At 62.8% G+C, this 14,609-nt stretch carries 14 protein-coding genes and 1 pseudogene; 7 read left to right on the forward strand and 8 right to left on the reverse strand.

What is annotated here, in order from left to right:
* Positions 1-46 precede the first annotated feature (46 nt).
* From serS to J2X38_RS06085, 4 genes and pseudogenes are all read right to left on the reverse strand, one after another.
* Positions 47-1,327 carry a serine--tRNA ligase gene (serS, locus tag J2X38_RS06070; protein WP_310252251.1) on the reverse strand — a complete coding sequence of 427 codons (1,281 nt, stop codon included), beginning with the start codon at positions 1,325-1,327 and terminating at the stop codon, positions 47-49.
* Positions 1,328-1,931: 604 nt separating this feature from the next.
* A pseudogene (locus J2X38_RS06075) lies at positions 1,932-3,014 on the reverse strand (recombinase family protein); the annotation flags it as partial.
* A 76-nt stretch (positions 3,015-3,090) separates the two neighbouring features.
* The gene (locus tag J2X38_RS06080; RefSeq protein WP_310252253.1) at positions 3,091-3,297 is read right to left on the reverse strand and encodes a hypothetical protein; all 207 of its coding nucleotides are present in this window, start codon (positions 3,295-3,297) and stop codon (positions 3,091-3,093) included.
* A complete protein-coding gene (locus J2X38_RS06085) occupies positions 3,290-3,514 on the reverse strand; it encodes an AlpA family transcriptional regulator (protein ID WP_310252255.1) in 225 nt (74 codons plus the stop codon). The genes J2X38_RS06080 and J2X38_RS06085 overlap by 8 nt, the downstream gene beginning before the upstream one ends.
* A 414-nt stretch (positions 3,515-3,928) precedes the next feature.
* Between J2X38_RS06085 and J2X38_RS06090 the strand changes: the two genes are divergently transcribed.
* The 7 genes from J2X38_RS06090 (at position 3,929) to J2X38_RS06120 (ending at position 10,679) form a co-directional block, all read left to right on the forward strand.
* Entirely contained in the window at positions 3,929-4,861 is a 933-nt protein-coding gene (locus J2X38_RS06090; RefSeq protein ID WP_310252257.1) for a hypothetical protein, read from the forward strand.
* A 64-nt stretch (positions 4,862-4,925) separates the two neighbouring features.
* Positions 4,926-5,549: an NUDIX hydrolase gene (locus tag J2X38_RS06095; protein WP_310252259.1), complete on the forward strand. Its 624-nt coding sequence runs from the start codon at positions 4,926-4,928 to the stop codon at positions 5,547-5,549.
* Between the two features lie 369 nt (positions 5,550-5,918).
* The gene (locus J2X38_RS06100; protein WP_310252261.1) at positions 5,919-7,673 is read left to right on the forward strand and encodes a ParB N-terminal domain-containing protein; all 1,755 of its coding nucleotides are present in this window, start codon (positions 5,919-5,921) and stop codon (positions 7,671-7,673) included.
* A 122-nt stretch (positions 7,674-7,795) separates the two neighbouring features.
* Positions 7,796-8,716: a HEPN domain-containing protein gene (locus J2X38_RS06105; protein ID WP_310252263.1), complete on the forward strand. Its 921-nt coding sequence runs from the start codon at positions 7,796-7,798 to the stop codon at positions 8,714-8,716.
* Between the two features lie 460 nt (positions 8,717-9,176).
* Positions 9,177-9,665: a hypothetical protein gene (locus tag J2X38_RS06110; RefSeq protein ID WP_310252265.1), complete on the forward strand. Its 489-nt coding sequence runs from the start codon at positions 9,177-9,179 to the stop codon at positions 9,663-9,665.
* Complete coding sequence (locus J2X38_RS06115) at positions 9,662-10,174, forward strand: sigma-70 family RNA polymerase sigma factor (RefSeq protein ID WP_310252267.1); 513 nt, start codon at positions 9,662-9,664, stop codon at positions 10,172-10,174. Before J2X38_RS06110 ends, J2X38_RS06115 begins: the two co-directional genes overlap by 4 nt.
* 67 nt (positions 10,175-10,241) lie before the next feature.
* Positions 10,242-10,679, forward strand: a complete 438-nt coding sequence (locus tag J2X38_RS06120) for a MucR family transcriptional regulator (protein ID WP_310252269.1) — start codon at positions 10,242-10,244, stop codon at positions 10,677-10,679.
* A 37-nt stretch (positions 10,680-10,716) separates the two neighbouring features.
* On the opposite strand, the gene trbL is transcribed toward J2X38_RS06120, so the two are convergent.
* The 4 genes from trbL to ltrA all read right to left on the reverse strand — a co-directional run bounded on the left by trbL (position 10,717) and on the right by ltrA (position 14,504).
* The gene (trbL, locus tag J2X38_RS06125) at positions 10,717-12,078 is read right to left on the reverse strand and encodes a P-type conjugative transfer protein TrbL (protein ID WP_310252271.1); all 1,362 of its coding nucleotides are present in this window, start codon (positions 12,076-12,078) and stop codon (positions 10,717-10,719) included.
* Positions 12,075-12,356 carry a conjugal transfer protein TraD gene (locus tag J2X38_RS06130; RefSeq protein WP_310252272.1) on the reverse strand — a complete coding sequence of 94 codons (282 nt, stop codon included), beginning with the start codon at positions 12,354-12,356 and terminating at the stop codon, positions 12,075-12,077. The genes trbL and J2X38_RS06130 overlap by 4 nt, the downstream gene beginning before the upstream one ends.
* A gap of 22 nt (positions 12,357-12,378) precedes the next feature.
* Entirely contained in the window at positions 12,379-12,684 is a 306-nt protein-coding gene (locus tag J2X38_RS06135; protein ID WP_310252274.1) for a conjugal transfer protein TraD, read from the reverse strand.
* A gap of 293 nt (positions 12,685-12,977) precedes the next feature.
* Positions 12,978-14,504 carry a group II intron reverse transcriptase/maturase gene (gene ltrA / locus J2X38_RS06140; RefSeq protein ID WP_234180809.1) on the reverse strand — a complete coding sequence of 509 codons (1,527 nt, stop codon included), beginning with the start codon at positions 14,502-14,504 and terminating at the stop codon, positions 12,978-12,980.
* Positions 14,505-14,609 lie beyond the last annotated feature (105 nt).

The following is a 14,609-nucleotide window of genomic DNA, read 5'->3' on the forward strand; positions in this document are numbered from 1 at the left end:
CGACGTCGCTGAGCGGGACCCCGGATCAAGTCCGGGGTGTCGGGGGTTAGTTGGCCGGGGTGAGGCGAGTGATGCCGCCCATGTACGGCAGCAGCGCCTGCGGAATATCGACGCTGCCGTCGGCTTGCTGGTAATTTTCGAGGATCGCGACGAGCGTTCGGCCCACGGCAAGCCCCGAGCCGTTGAGCGTATGGACGAACTCGTTGCTCTTCGCGCCCTCGCGGCGGAAGCGCGCGTTCATGCGCCGCGCCTGAAAGTCGCCGCAGGTCGAGCAGCTCGAAATTTCGCGATAGGCGTTCTGGCCGGGCAACCAGACTTCGAGGTCATAGGTCTTGCGTGCCGAAAACCCCATGTCGCCGCTGCACAGCAGCATCTTGCGATACGGCAGCTCGAGCGCTTCAAGAATCACCTCGGCGGCGCGCGTCTTGCGTTCGAGTTCGGCGTCCGAGTCCTCGGGGCGGACGATCGAGACGAGCTCGACCTTCCAGAACTGGTGCTGGCGGATATAGCCGCGCGTGTCGCGCCCCGCCGACCCGGCTTCGGAACGGAAGCAGGGGGTGAGAGCGGTCATGCGGATCGGCAGATCGGCTTCGGGCAGGATTTCCTCGCGCACCGCGTTGGTCAGGCTCATCTCCGACGTCGAAATCAGCCAGCGGCCGTCGGTGGTCTGGAACAGATCCTCGCGGAACTTCGGGAGCTGCGTCGTGCCATACGCAGCTTCGTCGCGGACCATCAGCGGGGTCGCGCATTCGGTGTAGCCTGCGTCGATCGTCTGGCGGTCGATCATGAACTGGCCGATCGCGCGTTCGAGGCGTGCCATCTGGCCCTTCAGGAAGGCGAACCGCGCGCCCGACATCTTCGCTGCGGTCTCGAAGTCGAGGCCGAGCGCGGGGGCGAAATCGGCATGTTCCTGCGGCGTGAAATCAAACGTGCGCGGCGTGCCCCAGCGCGCGATCTCGACATTGCCGTCCTCGTCCTCGCCCGCGGGGACGTCGGCGAGCGGGATGTTCGGGATCGCGGCGAGGATATCCTGCAGCGCGGCGAGTTGTTCGCGCTCGGCGTCTTCCTTGGCGGGGAGGGCGGTCTTGAGGTCGGCGACCTCTGCCTTCAGCGCCTCGGCCTTGTCCTTGTCGCCGCTGGCCATCGCCTGGCCGATCAGCTTCGACGCCTCGTTACGGCGTGCGAGCGATGTCTGGATTTCGGTCTGCAACGCGCGCAGCGACGCGTCGGCCGCCACGATCTGGGCAGACAGGGGTTCGAGGCCGCGGCGCGCGAGGCCGGCGTCGAACGCTTCGGGATTTTCCCGGATCAGGCGGATATCGTGCATGCGCCGCGCTATGGCGTTGCGGGTTGCAAGGCGCAAGCCCGTCCTTGCACGTCCGTCCTTCCCGCGAACCCGGGGCCACCGATGTTATAACTCGGGCCTCGGGGTGTCGGTTATCATTGGCAAAGTCCAATATCCCAATGAGCGAGCCGTGGAGTGTGGCATGGACCTCGCCGCGCTTCTCGCCCGGATGAAGGACGATCTTGCCGACGAGCGACCGGATATCGCTTGAAGCATCGAGCCGCGTTTCAGGGTCCTTGAGCGTATCGGTGAGCGCCGCGACCTTTCTCTTGTAAATTTCGGCAATGCCGGGATGGACGTCGGGAACGTCGGCGGGCGCCTCGGCAAGCCGCGCGGTGATTTCGGCTCGTTCACGTTCAAGCTCGGCCATCCGCGCTTTCATGGTCGGCTGGTACAGCCCATCCTCGATCGCCGCCATGATCCCGGCAACGGCCTTGTCGACCTTCGCAAGCGCCCGCTTGTCGGCATCGGCCTGGATACGCTGCTCGCGGTTCTCCCGGTTGATGTGGGCCGCATAGGCGGCCACGGCGGCGTCGATCTTGTCAGGCGTGACCAGCCTGTCGGCAATACCCGCGAGCGCTCGGCGCTCCAGCACCTCGCGCCGGATGGTCCTGCCGTTGGGGCAGTTGCTGCTGCGATGATGACCAACACAGCCATAGCGGTCATCGACGACAATGGCATAGGTGCTGCCGCAGACGCCGCATTCGAGGAGGCCGGACAGGAGATAGGCAGGACGTCGTGCATTCAGGAGCGCCCGCGCCTGCGCAGCCTCCCTGATACCGGCATGGCGCTCGGCAAGCGCCGTCTGCTGGCGCTTGGCCGCTTGCCACATCTCATCGCTGACGATGCGAAGTTCCGGCACCTCATTCCTGATCCATTCCGATTCGGGATTGAAGCGGGTAACGCGCTTGCCGCTGCCCGGATCGGTGACATAATGTTTGTGGTTCCAGACGCGGACCCCGACATAAAGCTCGTTGTTGATGATGCCCGTGCCACGCCGGACATCGCCGCGAATGCTGGTATCGCGCCACGCGAGCCCTTTCGGGCCGGGAACGCCATCGGCGTTCAGGTCGCGCGCGATGGCGAGCGGGCTCTTGCCCTCCGCGAACTCGCAGAAGATACGCTCGACGATCAGCGCTTGGACCGGATCGACCTCACGCTCGCCGCGCACCAGTTCGCCCTCGCTGGTCAGGCGGCGGACCATGCGATAGCCATAGCCGACCGCGCCCGCCGAGAAGCCCTTCTCGACCCGCCCGCGCAGGCCGCGATGCGTCTTCTTCGCAAGGTCTTTCAGGAACAATGCGTTCATCGTCCCCTTGAGCCCGACATGAAGTTCGGAGATTTCGCCCTCGGCGAGCGTGACGAGCGGGACGCGCGCGAACTGAAGATGCTTGTAGAAGGTCGCTATATCGGCCTGATCGCGCGATACCCGGTCGAGCGCCTCCGCGACGACGACATCGAACCTCCCCGCCTGTGCCTCGGCAAGCAGCTTCTGGACGCCGGGACGCAGGATCATGCTCGACCCCGAGATGGCGGCATCCTCGAAGCTGCCGACAATCTGCCATCCCTCACGTGTCGCGTGCTCGCGGCAGATGCGTTGCTGGTCAGCGATCGATGCCGGGTTTTGCTGGTCGGAGGAATAGCGGGCGTAGAGCGCGGCGCGGATCATAGCGTCTTCCTTTCAAGTGGCGGGATAAAGCCCCGCACAACCGGATAAGACAGTGTCGCGCCCGGGAACCCTAGCGTCAATGCTTTGGCGGGCTTGGGTTTTTCCTGCCCGGCTCATTGTCGTTCGCCGCATATCGCGCGCGAATATGCTCACGCGCGATATGGCGCCCGATTGCTTCGGCGATGCGCGTCAGCGCGGCATCGACCTGGGCGGCGTGCAGTACAGGCGCATTGTCATTGGCGGGAGCGATATGCCGTTCCGGTTGCGGGTCATCCTCATGCATCGTCGTGCCCCGAGTCGTTGTCATTGTCCGGACGATAGGCAGCGGGGTTGGCGACCCAGCGATCGATCGCCGATTCATGCCAGCCGGCACCGTGGACGCCGATCTTCAATTGCGGCGGGAAGGTGCCTTCGGCTATCTTGCGATAGATGGTCGAGCGCGACAGCCCGGTGCGGTCAAGCACGGTCTTGAGACGGATAATTCGTTCGGGAGCGGACACGGGATTACCTCCAACATCTGATGGTTGACGACGCTCCCTGAGGGCAGCTTGCGATGATGGACGTCCGTCTTGCAACTGCCTTTTCGCTGCATCTCCACACCATCGCACCATAGGGTGCAAAAACAGGTGCTAGCGAACAATGTCGCCCAATCGGCGGCTCGCGGCACCGACAAGCGGCAATGAGAAAGTACTGCAAAGAGCGGCGTCGTGTTTTGGCGAAAACGCCGATCAATGATCGCGTCGCGATGTCCATCGCATATCGTCGCAGACTTGCTGCATGTGGTCTGCCCGCCTTGCGCCAGCCTGCATCATCTTGTCCGATCGGTGCAATACGGCGGGCATTGTAGTGCCGATAAGGCTCATTATGGTGCCGAAGCACGCAATTGGCGCCTCGCACCGGAGCAAGGATGAGTCATGCCAACATTTCTGTCATCGCTTCTCGTCGCCGTATCAGCGGCAACGCTCGGCACGTCCGGCACATGGGATTTGAAGGCAGGGGAACAGACGCTATTCCGCATCGAGATCAAGGAGGACCCGAACGGGACGATAGCGACATGGGAGCGGCCCGAGCGCTTTCAGACCGATGGCGAGAGTTTCTCCAAGATCAGTGGGCCGACAGTTCGTCGCCAGAGCCGGAATGTGCGCCCGATCGGATCCGATATAGAAATTGTCTTTGACGATGCGGTACCCGGTTCCACTCCGACCATCCTCCGCCTGCATCCGATTGATGCCGATCATGCGGAAATGTCGTTTAAGGGCGCTCCGTTTGAGCCATTCCCTCTTCTCAAAGCTGCGGAGGCTCCATCTTCATTAGGGCCGTGGGATTCCGGGCGCAGCTATGTCCCGACTGTCAATCGTCCGACCAATGCCGAGATGACCGCGATTTTCGAGGCCGATCAAGCCGATCGCCAAAACGCGAATATCGACTGGTCCGTTATCGGCCCAGCCGACGACAAACGCCGTGGCCGCACGAAGCAATTGCTCGACACCGGCGCGCTGCAAAGCGGCGACGATTATTATCATGCCGCCTTCGTCTTCCAGCACGGCAGCGAAGCCAATGACTATCTCGTGGCCCATCTGCTGGCGACGATCGCGGTCGCACGGGGAAGGCCCGATGCCGTCTGGATCGCGTCGGCGACGCTTGACCGCTATCTTCAGGCGATCGACAAGCCGCAGATACTCGGCACGCAATACACAATTCCCGAGAATGGTCCTGCAACGCAGGAGCCTTATGACCGCGCGCTGATCTCGGACGCGATGCGCAAGGCGCTCCGCGTCCCTTCGCTCGAAGAGCAGGACAAGCAACTGAAACAATATGGCGAAAAAGCCTCTCCGAATGAACCGTAGTCAATTTGACTCTGAGACGGACCGCCTTAGCGTCCGGGACAGAACAGATGACGGAGAACGGACGTTGGAACCGCAATGGCTCACCTATGGAAAACGGCTCCAAAGCATTGCGTCGACGGGGCTTCATTTTACGCGGGATCGGTTCGACCGGGAGCGCTATGAGGACATTGCGGCAATCGCGAACGAGATGCTTTCCGTTCTCGGCGATGTCCCCATCGAGCGCATTTCAAATCTCGTTCCCGACTTCGCCCGCGGCTATGCGACCCCAAAAGTCGACGTGCGTGGCGCGCTTGTCGAGCAGGACATGATCCTTCTCGTGCGCGAGCAGTGCGACGGATTGTGGACGCTACCCGGCGGCTTCGCGGATGTCGGCCTGTCCCCAGCCCGAAATATCGAGAAGGAAATCCATGAAGAGGCGGGATTGAGAGTTTCGGCGCGACGCCTGTTCGGTGTGCGCCACAAAGCCGGTGCGGATTATTCTCCCGATGTCAGGGATTTCTACAAGATGTTCTTCCTTTGCGATCGGTCCGATTGCGCTATTCCTCAGCCGGGCCTCGAAACCATCGAAGCGCGCTTCTTCGGTATGGAGGAACTGCCCCCCTTGTCGCGAGGGAGGACAATCGAAGCCGACATTCTTGCCGCTTTCGCCTATGCCGCCGATGCGGCCAAACCTGCGTTTTTTGACTAGGTTACCGATTGGAAATGGCTGGCGTCCCGCCTGCGGCGGCCGCGCTCTACTCCGCTTCGCTTCACCGAGCCGCCGCTACGCGCCGTCTCGTCGGCTGACGCCGTAACGATCGCATGACGCGCGGCCGGAGCCTGGCTCCGGCCCGACGGTCATCGCGCGTGCCGCGCGATGGCGGCGGCCTCCGGCCGTGCGGTGGGAGCGTCGCTCTCCTCTGAGACCCGCCCGGCAGGGCGCAACCCCTTTCGGGGTTTTCCACTTCGTTGCAGCCCTTCGGGTGCGCCCTGCCTTGATGGCGGGCCTCTCCGGTCGCTCTCGCCGCTCCCCCCGCTCAGCCGGGGCTGCGGTGGTTTTAGAGCAAGGAGAGAGATCATGGAATTCCAGCATATCGAACTGTCGCGTCTTTCGGTGTCGTCCGCCAACATGCGCGGGGTCACCAAGAAACCGGACCTCACGAACATCCTGCCGTCGGTGCGGGCGCGCGGCATTCTCGTGCCGCTGATCGTCAGGCCCGGAGCGGTAGACGGCGACTATGAGGTCGTCGCGGGCAAGCGGCGCTATTATTGTGCGCTGGCGGTTGCCGAGGAACAGGATAGCATCGACCCGCTGCCCTGTGCGGTGATGAAAGCCGGGGACGATGCGGCGGCACTCGAAGCCTCGCTGATCGAGAACATCGCCCGTCTCGATCCCGACGAGGTGAACCGCTGCGAATCCTTCACCCAGCTTGTCCGCGAAGGCCGGAGCATCGAGGACATCGGGCTCACCTTCGGACTGACCGGCTTGCAGGTGAAGCGCACACTCGCCATCGGCAACCTTCTGCCCCGCATCCGCACCATGTATCGCGCCGAGAAGATCGATGCGGTGACGATGCGGCACCTGACCCTTGCCACCAAGACGCAGCAGCGCGAGTGGCTGGGGCTGGTCGATTGTCCCGAGAAGCACGTCCCGACCGGAACCCAGCTCAAGGCTTGGCTGTTCGGTGGTAGCGCGATCGCGACCAAGGTCGCGATGTTCGATGTCGCGAGCTATGCTGGCGAGATCGTCTCCGACCTGTTCGGCGAGGACAGCTATTTTGCCGATAGCGAAGCTTTCTGGACCGCGCAGATGGCCGAGATCGAGAAGCAGGCGGACTTTTATCGCGAGTGCGGCTGGGGCGATGTCGTCGTCATGGAGCGCGGCACCTACTTCAACGGATGGGAGCATGAGCGTTGTCCGAAGAAGAAGGGCGGCAAGGTCTTCGTGAGCATCAGCCATCGCGGCGAGGTCGCTTTCCACGAGGGCTATATCACCAGCAAGGAAGCGCGGCAGCGCGCCAAGGGGGCAGCGGGCACCGAAAGCCCCAAGCCGGTGCGTCCCGAGGTCAGCGCGGCGCTGGGCAATTATATCGACCTTCACCGTCATGCAGCTGTCCGCGCATCGTTGCTGACCGAACCCGGCATCGCCCTTCGGATGATGGTGGCTCACGCCATCGTCGGATCGCATCTGTGGCGGGTCGATGTCGAGAAGCTGCGCGCGGCGAGCGATGCCATCGCCGAAAGCGTCGAGGTATCGGCCAGCGAAGCGGCGTTCGATGCAAAGCGGCGCGAGGTGCTGGCCCTGCTCGGGTTCGATCCCGAAACCCCGACCGTGGTTGGCGGCTATGACGGCGAGCATGGCATTGCGGGGCTGTTCACCCGTCTGCTCGCGCTGTCCGACGCCGCGGTGATGAGCATCCTTCTCGTTGTCATGGGCGAGACGCTTGCCGTTGGCAGCGCCGAGGTCGATATGCTGGGCCAGCTCACCGGCACCGACATGCGGACCTGTTGGGACGATACCGCCGTGCTGCCCGAGCTGATCCGCGACAAGCAGTTGCTGACGGCGATCATCGGCGAGGTTGCCGACAGCGATATCGCCGAGGCCAATGCAGACGCGACCGCCAAGGTGCAGCGCGGCATTCTCGTCGATTGCCTCACCGGTAACAATGGCCGGGAGAAAGTCGAAGGCTGGCTTCCCCGTTGGTTCGCCTTTCCGCCGTCCGGCTACACGGATCGCGGCGGCATCGGCTGTGTCGAACGGAGCATCAGCATCGCACCGCTTCTCGCCCCGGCTGAAATTGACGCCGAACCGGAAATGCGGCAAGCCGCCTGAACTGCAAGCTGCGATCTTCATGGAGGAGCGGGTGAGCCCGCTCCTCATTTTTTGCCCGGCGCGAAGCGCCGGGCATTCTGGCCTTGCCAAGTGATGGGGATTGCCCGAAGATTCTTGAGGCAATGCGAACCGACGTCGATCATCTACCTGCCGCAAAGCAGCGCGAGCTTGAACGCATCGTTGAGATATTGTTCGACGAGTTCGGCCAGGCCACCGAAAACGCGACTGGGCGCCGCAAGGGCGCCCGCATCCTTAAAATCATTCTGTTCGGTAGCCACGCCCGCGGCGATTGGATCGATGCGCCGCTGTCGGCGAACCAGTATAAATCCGATTATGATATCCTCGTCATCGTCAGCCAGAAGGAACTGACCGATCGCGCTGCCTATTGGGCGAAGGCCGAGGAGCGGCTGATCCGCGCCTATACGATCGAGAAGACGCTGCGGACGCCGGTCAATTTCATCGTCCATTCGCTGCATGAGGTGAACGATGGGCTCGCGCATGGCCGCGTCTTCTTCATGGAGGTCGCGAAAGACGGGATCGCTCTGTACGAGGCCGACAATCGGGAACTGGCGACACCCAAGCCCAAGACGCCCGAGCAGGCACTGGAAGCGGCGAAGGACTATTTCGAAGAATATTACCCAAGCGGCATGTATGCCAAAAAGGTGGCCGATTACTGCCTAAAGGACGGGCAGACCAAGTACGCGGCTTTCAATTTGCATCAGGCAACCGAGCGACTCTATTCCTGCCTGCTTCTGACGCTGACCTTCTACACGCCATACAATCACAATATCGCCTTTCTGCGCTCGCTAGCCGAAGGTCTGGACCGGCGCCTTTACGGCATCTGGCCCGAGACCAATCGCCGCGAGCGGGCGATTTTCCAGAAGTTGAAAGAGGCCTACACCAAGGCCCGCTACTCGAAACATTACAAGATCAGCGAGGAAGAACTGACCTGGCTCGGCGGGCGTGTCGAGGAGCTTGGGCGCATCGTCCATCAGGTCTGCACCGACAAAATTGCTGAACTCGAAAAAGCCGCGCGCCGATAATCTCGGCTTCATTGTCGGGGCGGTTCATTCCGCTTGGTTCTCTCCGCCCCTGCCGCCGCGCCGAAAACAACGCCCAGCGCAATCCACATTGCCAAGTTGCCTGTCGCGGCACCAATAGCGGCGCCCAGCGCCAAGCCAAGCCCGACAAAGCCTCCATTCTTCGTCATCAATCATCTCTCCTGCTGGATGTAGAGCTTAGCACGCCTGTGCGTTCGAGCATGATTGCTTTTCGTGCCGAAGCAATCCGTGCGGCGCGTAACTTGCTCAGACTCCCCGATTCTGGCATAACCGTCCGCACAGGATGGAATGACTGGCGGCCATCCCGAGGATTATCCTGCCAGCATCATGCAGGCCCGGCCTTGAGGTCGGGCAGTTGCTGTAGGCCGCGCTAGCGGCGCACAGCGAACACCGCTTGCACATTCGCGCTTCATTGCGCGGACCGCCGCTGTGCGAGCTTGACATGAACACCCTCAACGACGTTACCGCGCGCGAAGTCGTGATGGCGCGCGTCGGCCATCTCATTCGCCGCAAGCAGCGCGAGATCGAGAAGATCACGCGCATCCTGCGATGCTTCTTCGATCCGGATCAGGTGCAGGCGCCCGAACCGGGACAGATCAAGCGCATCGTCCTGATCGGCCCCTATGCGCGCCGGTCGTGGTATGAAGACAAGCGCACGATCGACTTTTCCGATTACGAACTGTGGGTCGTCGTCAATCATCCGCTGTTCACCGATGAGCGATGCTGGCGCCGCGCCCGCGATATCATCGGCCGCGAGCTCGGCAGAAGCTGCGCGGTCGATCTTTCCCTCCTGTCCAAGTCCGACATCCGCATCGCGAAGGCCGAGCGCGACACCTTCATCCTCGACCGGATCGAGGCGGGTATCCACCTTTACCGCGCCTCGCGCGACGCACCGCTCGAAAGCGGCGGGCGCCGGGGAGCACGGCCATGATCGCGCCCGTCTCTTCCGCCGCGTTCGAGACGATCTACCGGACGGAGCATCGCCGTATCCTTAATTATCTGAGGCGGAGGGTCGGCCCCGACGAAGCGACCGATCTCGCGCAGGAGGTGTTCACCCGCTTGCTCGGCTCCGGTCCGATCGACCGGATCGAAAACCCCGCCGCCTATCTGTCGCGCATCACCCGCAATATGCTGATCGACCGCGCGCGCCGGATGCGGTGCGGAAGCCCTGTCTTCTTTGCCTTCGACAATGGCCGCGACGCGCCAGTGCGCGCCGACCAGACGTGGCGGATCGACGCACTCGACCTGATGCAAGTTTACCGGCAAGCCGTTCGCGCAATGCCGCCCAAGACCCGGCGCGTGTTCCTGATGCACCGTATCCGTCGCATGACCTACAGGCAGGTCGCCGAGGAAATCGGCATCAGCATCGCCACGGTCGAGTACCACATGATGCGGGCGCTGGCGCTATGCCGTGCGGCGATCGCGGAGGGATGGGCTTGAAGCCTGCACGACATAAGTGCATGTCGCGGACCGATAGAAATCTGATGAAGCCGGATCGGAGACGCATATGGAAGATCGGGAAACGCTCGTCACGCTGACGGCGGATATTGTCGCCGCGCATGTGAGCAAAAACAGCGTGGCGATATCCGACATCCCGCTCGTCATCCGTTCGGTGCACGAGGCACTTTCCGGCCTTGGCACCAACGCCGAAGCAGCGCCTGAACCACTGGTGTCTGCCGTCTCGATCCGCTCGTCGGTGAAGCCCGATTATATCGTGTGCCTGGAGGACGGGAAGAAGCTGAAGATGCTGCGCCGCCATTTGATGACGCACTATGACCTGACCCCCGAAGACTATCGCGCCAAATGGAACCTGCCGAAGGACTATCCGATGGTCGCGCCGAACTATGCCGAGACGCGCCGTGCGCTTGCCAAGCAGATCGGCCTCGGCACGAAGGGGCGCGGCGGCCGCAAGCCGGGGGCTCGCGGCCGCGCAAAGGCGGGATGACGACCCGGCGCTTCGCCGAACCGTACAAACCCTGTCGCTAGCTCTTGTCGGAGAGATCGACCGACGTACCGCTGCTGTGCGTGTCGCTGCCGCGCACAGCGTGCGCCGCCGTGTGCGCTGCCGCGTTGAGGCTCATTCTTTGCCGCATCGCCTTCGCCCATGCCGGCGGCTCTGCCGGACCGGTCGCGCCCGCCGGGGACGTCTGTGCGGATGACGATGCGGTTCCTTCGAGCGGTGCGCCGAGAGCGGAGCGCGCGCCCGCGCGGAAGTTCGATCGCAGGTCCTGTCCGACCTTGTCGGCCATTTTGCGAAGCGGCGATGACGCGGCCGCCTTGCCGAGTGCGGTCTTGCCCACGGCGGCCATGCCGCCCGCGACCGCACTGGCCCCCGACCGGCCAAACGAGCCTGCTGCATAGGCGGCCGTAGCCGTGCCCGCGGCGCGGCTCCCGGCCCCGGCGGTCGCCATCGCCATCCGGCCTCCATTCATCGCGGCACCGCCTGCCGTGCCCGCCGCGAGACGCGCACCGGCGATGCCGCCTGCGACCAAACCGCCACCGGCGAGGGCTGTTCCCACCGCCGCGCCCGCACCGAGTTGCGGACCGCCCGCAACGATGCCGTTCGCGACCGCGGGGCCGAAGATCGCGAGACCGAGCAGCGCAAGCGCCGCGAGGACGAGCGCCATCGAGGTGCGAAGATCGATCCCGGCGACGAGATCGGAATCGAGGATAAGTTCCTGGAACAATGTCGTGCCGATGCCCGTGACGATCGCGAGCACGAGCAGCTTGATGCCGGTCGACATGACATAGCCGAGCACGCGTTCCGCCATGAAAGCGGTGCGATTGAAGAAGCTGAACGGCAGCAGCACGAACCCGGCAAGCGTCACCAGCTTGAACTCGATCACGGTGACGAAGACCTGGATCGCCATGATGAAGAAGGCGAACATGATCAGGATCGCGCTCAGGAGAAGCAGCACGATTTGCGGCAGGTTGGTCAGCGTGCCGATCGGGCCGGTAAGGCTGTCGAGACTGTCGAGCAATTGTCCCGCCACATCGATACCGGTGCCGCCGATCCGGCCCGGCCGCAGGAACTCGCCGATCGCCATCGTGTCGCCGGTCGCCTTGAGTCCGAGGCCGGTGAAACTTTCAAGCAGAATCGTCGCGAGACTCTGGAAATTGCCGATGATGAACGCGAAGGTCCCGATCGTCAGCGTCTTCTTGACGAGACGCTGCATCACATCTTCGTCGGTTCCCCACGCCCAGAACAGGCCTGCTATCGTCAGGTCGAGGACGATCAATGTCGATGAGAGGAACGCGACCTCGCCCTGCAGGAGGCCGAACCCACTATCGATATAGCGGCTGAAAGTCTGAAGAAATCTGTCGATGATGTCGGTGCTGTTCATGATCCGGACTCCCGTGATGTGGGTTGAGGATTGGATGAAATGCGATCGTGGAGTTGCTCGGCTTCATGCGCGAAGGCCCGCCGGCCGCGCCGCTTCCAGACGGTGAGAGCGTGATCGCGTTCCGGGCCGCTGAGCTTGTCGGCGACCGTAAGCAACGCGCCATAGAGCGTCGGGCGATCGTCATCGGTCAGATCGACGAGCCCGGCCTTCACGACAAGGCCGCCTAACTCGATCAATTGCTTCGTGCGCTCGCGGCGCTTCACGACCCATGCGCGCATGTCTGTTCTCGCTTTGCTTGCCTCAATGCGATGCCGCGCCGCCGTCGAGCGGTAGAGCGCCGTCCGGCTGGCGGTCAGATCGCGGCGCAGACTGACGTGCGCCGCGCTGAAAGAAGGCCGCGCCCGCCTTGCGCCACCCCTCCTTTGCGCCCGCATCTTTCGTCGCGACCGCGCCGAGCAATGCCCCGGCCAGCATCTCAGTATCGAGCGCGTCGGCGCCGGTTGCGATGACGAGTTCGCCGAGCTGGCGAACACGGCGTTCCTTGAGCAGCTTCGCCTTGTCCGCGAGCGCTCTCAGTTCCGAATCAAAATCCCGTGGCTTGCGCATCGAAAAGTCTCCATTGAGTGTCGATGCAGCCATGATAGAAGAAGCACGGCGCCAGCGCAGTAGAGTCGCCGGGACAGGCTGGGACCGCCTAGTCCCTGCTCGGAATTTATTCGAGGAGGGCGCGCTTATACGTCGTGCCGACGTGCGCTTGGTGGCGTAGATGAAGAGTAGGGATGAAGCGCTCCCTCACCTTGCGGTGACGAGTCTCTTCATCCCTCTCACCGAACCGGACGTGCAAGTTTCCCTGCATCCGGCTCTCCATGCCCGCGCGCCTGACCACGCGAGGGTGGACGTCAACCCCAGTTGAGGCGACCAAATGCGTCCCAGAAGCCCGCCATGCTTTCGCGCTGATCGCGCCTCTGGACTGCATTCCATCCGTTCGGTTTCTCGATGCTGCGGTGTGGGTATCGCATCGTCCCCCCTTCCCGGAGGAGACGCAGCCGTCTGGACCCATCGGCCCATCGCAGCCGTTGCCCCCGAGCGTTGGTGGTGAAGCGATGCCGCAGCGTTCGCCACGACGTCTTTCGGTGCTTCTTCCTGAGCCAACGCCCTACGCGCTCCCATATCCATTTATCGAGCCGGGAGAAGTCCCGGCAAGCCTGTGTGGCGTAACGGTAATAGTTCCGCCACCCGAGCAGGATAGGGTTGAACTTGCCGATAACATAAGCGAGCGGGCGCCCGGTCGGGATGCCCTTCGCCATGACCTTGAGCCTGTGACGCAGGTCATTCAGCTTGCTCTTCGGGATGAAGAGGTTGCCGACCAGACGCCCCGTGCGGAGCGCCTTTGTTTGCGCCACCCGATAGCCGAGGAAGTCGAAGCCTTCCCTGACGTCGGTGACCCGGGTCTTTTCCATCGACAGCTCCATGCGAAGCTCCGTTTTCAGGAACTCCGCAAGCGCCGACTTTTCCGCTTCCGCCTGCTCCCTCGTGCCTTCGACGAGGACGACAAAGTCGTCCGCGTATCGGACCATGTAGAAGGTCGGCTTGCCGTTCGCGCGGTCAAGTGCCCGCCGGCGTGCCGCCCTCATACTTGGTTCAAGAGAGCGCATGGACCATCGCCCGTATCTCTCATCGATCGCTGTCAGGTAAATATTGGACAGCATCGGCGAGATGATCCCGCCTTGCGGCGAGCCGGTAACGGGATGACGAAGTGTCCCCTCGACCATAATGCCCGCCTTCAGGAATGCGTGGATCAGCATCAGCACCTTGCGGTCGCTGATGCGCCGTCGCACGCGCTCCATCATGACGTGGTGGTCGATTGCGGTGAAGCAGCCCTTGATGTCGCCTTCAATGACGAACCTGTAGACGGAGGATCCACGGATCGACGGATGAAGACATTTCTGGATGCGCTCCAGAGCATCATGGGTGCTGCGTCCCCTTCGGAACCCGTAAGAGGTCGGATAAAAATCCGCCTCGAAGATGGGCTCCAAAATCAGCTTCAAAGCCATTTGCACCACACGATCGATCAGCGTGGGTATGCCGAGTGGCCGGAACTGACCCGGTTTGCCGGGCTTCGGGATGAGCCGTTGCCTGACGGGTTCCGGGTGATAATTTCCGTTGCGAAGCGCCTCGCGTATTTCATCGAGGAGCCGCACGGCGCCACCGGCGCGCTGTTCGACCGAGCGCCGCGTCATCCCGTCCGTTCCCGGTGTCCGGCTGCCGCTGTTGCGGACAAGCTTTTGCCAGGCTTCGGAAAGGGTTCTGCGGTCGCATACGAGATTAAACAGATCTTCGAAGACCTTGTGCGGGTCTTCGTTGCTCCACCGATACAGCTTGCGCTGCATGTCGAGGACGAACGCGGCATTCACCGCGCCGGACATAAGCCCACCTCCTGCTTGCCTGCCATATCCACTGCCTCCCTTCGCCATGTGAACGGCTTTCCCGTTCTCGGACTACTACGAAGGCTCCGCCCCTCGTCACCACGG

The sequence above is a fragment of the Sphingopyxis sp. BE235 genome (genome assembly GCF_031457175.1).
GTDB lineage: Bacteria > Pseudomonadota > Alphaproteobacteria > Sphingomonadales > Sphingomonadaceae > Sphingopyxis.

What these genes read in the sequence shown, in the direction of transcription:
- J2X38_RS06080 (WP_310252253.1), bottom strand. Translation starts at nt 3,297, where the DNA reads ATGCATGAGGATGACCCGCAACCGGAACGGCATATCGCTCCCGCCAAT.
- J2X38_RS06090 (WP_310252257.1), top strand. Translation starts at nt 3,929, where the DNA reads ATGCCAACATTTCTGTCATCGCTTCTCGTCGCCGTATCAGCGGCAACG.
- J2X38_RS06105 (WP_310252263.1), top strand. Translation starts at nt 7,796, where the DNA reads ATGCGAACCGACGTCGATCATCTACCTGCCGCAAAGCAGCGCGAGCTT.
- J2X38_RS06110 (WP_310252265.1), top strand. Translation starts at nt 9,177, where the DNA reads ATGAACACCCTCAACGACGTTACCGCGCGCGAAGTCGTGATGGCGCGC.
- trbL (WP_310252271.1), bottom strand. Translation starts at nt 12,078, where the DNA reads ATGAACAGCACCGACATCATCGACAGATTTCTTCAGACTTTCAGCCGC.
- J2X38_RS06130 (WP_310252272.1), bottom strand. Translation starts at nt 12,356, where the DNA reads ATGCGCGCATGGGTCGTGAAGCGCCGCGAGCGCACGAAGCAATTGATC.
- ltrA (WP_234180809.1), bottom strand. Translation starts at nt 14,504, where the DNA reads ATGTCCGGCGCGGTGAATGCCGCGTTCGTCCTCGACATGCAGCGCAAG.
- J2X38_RS06100 (WP_310252261.1), top strand. Translation starts at nt 5,919, where the DNA reads ATGGAATTCCAGCATATCGAACTGTCGCGTCTTTCGGTGTCGTCCGCC.
- J2X38_RS06120 (WP_310252269.1), top strand. Translation starts at nt 10,242, where the DNA reads ATGGAAGATCGGGAAACGCTCGTCACGCTGACGGCGGATATTGTCGCC.
- serS (WP_310252251.1), bottom strand. Translation starts at nt 1,327, where the DNA reads ATGCACGATATCCGCCTGATCCGGGAAAATCCCGAAGCGTTCGACGCC.
- J2X38_RS06135 (WP_310252274.1), bottom strand. Translation starts at nt 12,684, where the DNA reads ATGCGCAAGCCACGGGATTTTGATTCGGAACTGAGAGCGCTCGCGGAC.
- J2X38_RS06115 (WP_310252267.1), top strand. Translation starts at nt 9,662, where the DNA reads ATGATCGCGCCCGTCTCTTCCGCCGCGTTCGAGACGATCTACCGGACG.